Origin of the sequence: Enterobacter sp. SENG-6 (genome assembly GCF_001605945.1) — a bacterium.
GTDB classification, from domain to species: domain Bacteria; phylum Pseudomonadota; class Gammaproteobacteria; order Enterobacterales; family Enterobacteriaceae; genus Enterobacter; species Enterobacter cloacae.
Map to the genome: position 1 here is coordinate 1 of NZ_LOMM01000056.1, position 3392 is coordinate 3392.

Sequence of the window (3392 nt, forward strand, 5' to 3'; positions counted from 1 at the left end):
GCGGGCTGGAGAAAGGGTCATTCTGAGAATGAAGATTCCGACGTTACTAACTGAGTGTTGTATCTAATCGTGGGGGCAGGTCATGGGCTATTTACTAACTTATCGAAAAGGATACACGAAATGAAAGATAGACCGCATGACGTGGCGATGGCCGAGCACTTCCGCGCCCATCCGACGTATGCAGCGGAGTTGCTTGCTGAAGCCTGCCGCGAAGGCAACCCTGCTGAGCTAGCCATTCTGTTGCGGCAGATGGCCACGGCCTCGGAAGGTTGCGCGAGGTCGGATGACGCCGATACAGGGCGCGCTTTATTTCGCTGATTTGAACGTGGTATTTTTCATGGTTCAGTAAGCAAGATGGTTGGTAACTTGCTGTTTTATAGGTTTGTTTTTATATAATTTATAATTGAGTGGGAATGATTTTACGTCTGGCTATAATCTAAAGGTAAAAGCAGTAAAACCACTCTAAGTCTAAGCCCGCGTAACTGCGGGCTTTTTTGTCTGGCACTTTCTGGCAGCTGTAAGCAACGAAATGCATAGTTCTACAATGCAATGTGGCACAGGGCGTGACTGAAATTTAGGCAGTTGGCCTCTCGTACCACGAATCAGAGAATTGGATATTTCCATCTACAATACGCCATGTGATCTTTTCATATTGCATAGAGACGGATTCCATATGATTTAACTTATCATTACCGGATAATTTAACATTGGGCACACCACAATTAACACCCGTAATTTTTACATTTTCCATTAAGACGGTGTAATAACACACCTCCTGGCCAGCATCATTGATATGATAAAACCTGACTTCTGCGCTTTTTAGTGTTTGTCCTGTCGCCGCTGCTTTGTAGAGATAGGGACTAGAACTATCAATTTCTTTTTCAAAATTAAATGATGAATGTTGACGTGTTCCGGTGATTTTTCCATTGGCTGTATCGACGGGAAGATTAACACCATGACCCATACTGATTACTTCTATAGAGCCTTCACGATCTTGAACATCTACAGAACCTTTGATATCTGCGCCGCCATCATCTTTTAGCCACAGATAGGGAGGGATAGGCATTTTATTTACTCCATGTTAATTTAACTAACTTCATTGTTACAATGTATAAGAAGAGAGAGATAAGAACGTTAAATACAATTAATGCATAATCATAACTGTAGTAAATATCTTCGGGCGCTGGGTTGTTGCTAAACAAATAGGAAATTCTAATAGCTGTTTCGTTACTTATTAATGGATGTTCAGTTAAGTAACCAACATCTAACCATGACACAATAGCGAATATCCCGATGAATATAATCATTCTAAGGGAACTAAGGGCAAGTTTTCTGATAACCACCAATAATTACCTCAATTGTTCCATATGACTCTAAATCGATGCCTTTAATCTTTTCTTTCTTTGTTCTTAACAGGGCATCTCTTAGCCTGCTGTAATCTGATTGGCTAGGTAGTGTTATACACCCCTCTGATATCTGACCCGGATGTAACCTAAACCCACCTCTGGCTACGCTTTCGTAAAATGTAGAATCATCTACATTTCCATCATCGCGAAACAAAGCAAACCATTCTGAATGATCAACATGATAACTAAAAATGCTTTTATATGTATCGACACCCCAGGCTCTAAATCTGTTAGCCATACTTCCTTTAGGCCTGTCTACGATATAATATTTACCTTTTGGTAGTGGCCCAACGTTTGGAATAATTCCACATGCACCTTTGTTCCTGTATGCACCGTTACCAGAAAATGCCATAAAGACACCAATACCATCAAATGCAAGTGGCGAGTAGTCAGCATCATTTATTGTAAACTTTCCATGTAAAGTCATGTGTCATCCTTTCTTGTAGAGATATTTATTAATCTTATCTGCAAACAGGGCATGTATCAAAAATTAAACCATACAAAAAATGCGCATTTAAAGATTTTAACTCAGAAAATGATTGTGATGTTTTAGAAAGTAGATCTACATCAAATAAATAGGTATGCCTAATAGTTGAACCTTTTAAGATATTCTGTACGGAATGTGCGAGCAGCGCGAATTAAAATGTGAAAGCCCAATATCTTCAGAAAAACACAGTCGTGGAAAAATGAAGCGCTCGTTAAAAAAGGGGAATAATCAAATGTCGATATGCCATGGGTAAGCCATATTGAACGAGTGTCGCTAATATGGCATTAAACCTTCACGTGTAAGTATCGGTGCAGATTTTATGGCGACTGAATTCTTATTTTTCTCCTTCACCCAACCTATACGCCAGCGCCACCACCAGCGACTGCACCAGGCACAGCGTTGCCGACTGAGATCGAAACGCATCCACCTGCGCCTCTTTCACCACAAAGCAGAGATCGCTAAACGTCGCCAGTGGGCTAATCTGGCTGTCCGTAATCACAATCTGCCGCGCGCCGACGCTGGCGGCGGTTTCGCTGACCATCACCGTCTCTTCCGCGTACGGCGAGAAGCTGATCGACACCACAATGTCGCGCGCCTTAATGCGGCTGATCTGCTCACGCAGCATGCCGCCCATGCCGTCGAGCAGAATCGGGCGGCACTCCAGGTGGCTTAAAGCATAGGTGAGATAAGCAGCGACGCTAAAGGAGCGGCGCAGTCCGGCAATGTAGATGGTGTCCGCGTCGGCCAGAAGCTGTACGGCGCGCTCCAGCATCTCCGGTTCAGCACGGGCGGCCAGCTGCTGCAGCGCCTGCGCGTTCGAGCGGGCAAACTCCTGCAGGATATCGAGCGGCGTTTCCGGCACGGCTTCGCTCTCCATTTCGCGGAACAGCCGCGCACGATCGCTGTAGCTGGCGGTCTCCTCCACCAGGTTCATACGAAACAGCTGTTTCATCTCGTTGAAGCCGGTGAAGTCAAAGGCATTGGCAAAACGGATCAGCGTCGAGGGCGGCACATCGGCACGCTCGGCAATGACCGCAACCGTATCAAACGCCACACTGTTCGTATTATCCAGTACATAGCGGGAGACCTGCTGCAGCCTCTTGCTAAGGCTATCGTAGCGATCGCGGATTTGCTGCTGCAGTTCGTTCAGGCTGGTTGCTGTCGTCATGTTATCCCCCAAATACAGTCTTATGATTCTAAACGCAAAAACGCGTCTTTTAAATGTTGGCCATCCATCTGGCAGCAAAAATGAAACAGAAACTTCACTCATTTCATCGCCTGAAAATCCTTAATAGCGCACGCTGCGTCAGTGTTGTTGGCTGTTAACATAAAAATCCATCCTTGATCACAATAATCATCATTTATTTTATTTCAAATTAAAATGGAATATTTGTTTCATATATAGTGTTCAGTACACAGGTAATGGTGCCAACTTACTGATTTAGTGTATGATGGTGTTTTTGAGGTGCTCCAGTGGCTTCTGTTTCTATCAGCTGTCC

Annotated in this window: 4 protein-coding genes; 1 reads left to right on the plus strand and 3 read right to left on the minus strand. The window is 44.4% G+C overall.

The features are described from left to right. Positions 1-120: 120 nt before the first annotated feature. Entirely contained in the window at positions 121-318 is a 198-nt protein-coding gene (locus tag AX755_RS20350) for a hypothetical protein (protein ID WP_062857326.1), read from the plus strand. A 256-nt stretch (positions 319-574) separates the two neighbouring features. Here AX755_RS20350 and AX755_RS20355 read toward each other — a convergent pair whose 3' ends face one another. From AX755_RS20355 to AX755_RS20370, 3 genes are all read right to left on the minus strand, one after another. Further along, positions 575-1066, minus strand: a complete 492-nt coding sequence (locus AX755_RS20355; RefSeq protein ID WP_062857327.1) for an Hcp family type VI secretion system effector — start codon at positions 1064-1066, stop codon at positions 575-577. A gap of 251 nt (positions 1067-1317) precedes the next feature. Further along, entirely contained in the window at positions 1318-1833 is a 516-nt protein-coding gene (locus tag AX755_RS20365; protein ID WP_045293463.1) for a DUF2778 domain-containing protein, read from the minus strand. Between the two features lie 394 nt (positions 1834-2227). Next, positions 2228-3061, minus strand: coding sequence for a MurR/RpiR family transcriptional regulator (locus AX755_RS20370; protein WP_013098260.1), 834 nt, complete (start codon positions 3059-3061; stop codon positions 2228-2230). Positions 3062-3392 lie beyond the last annotated feature (331 nt).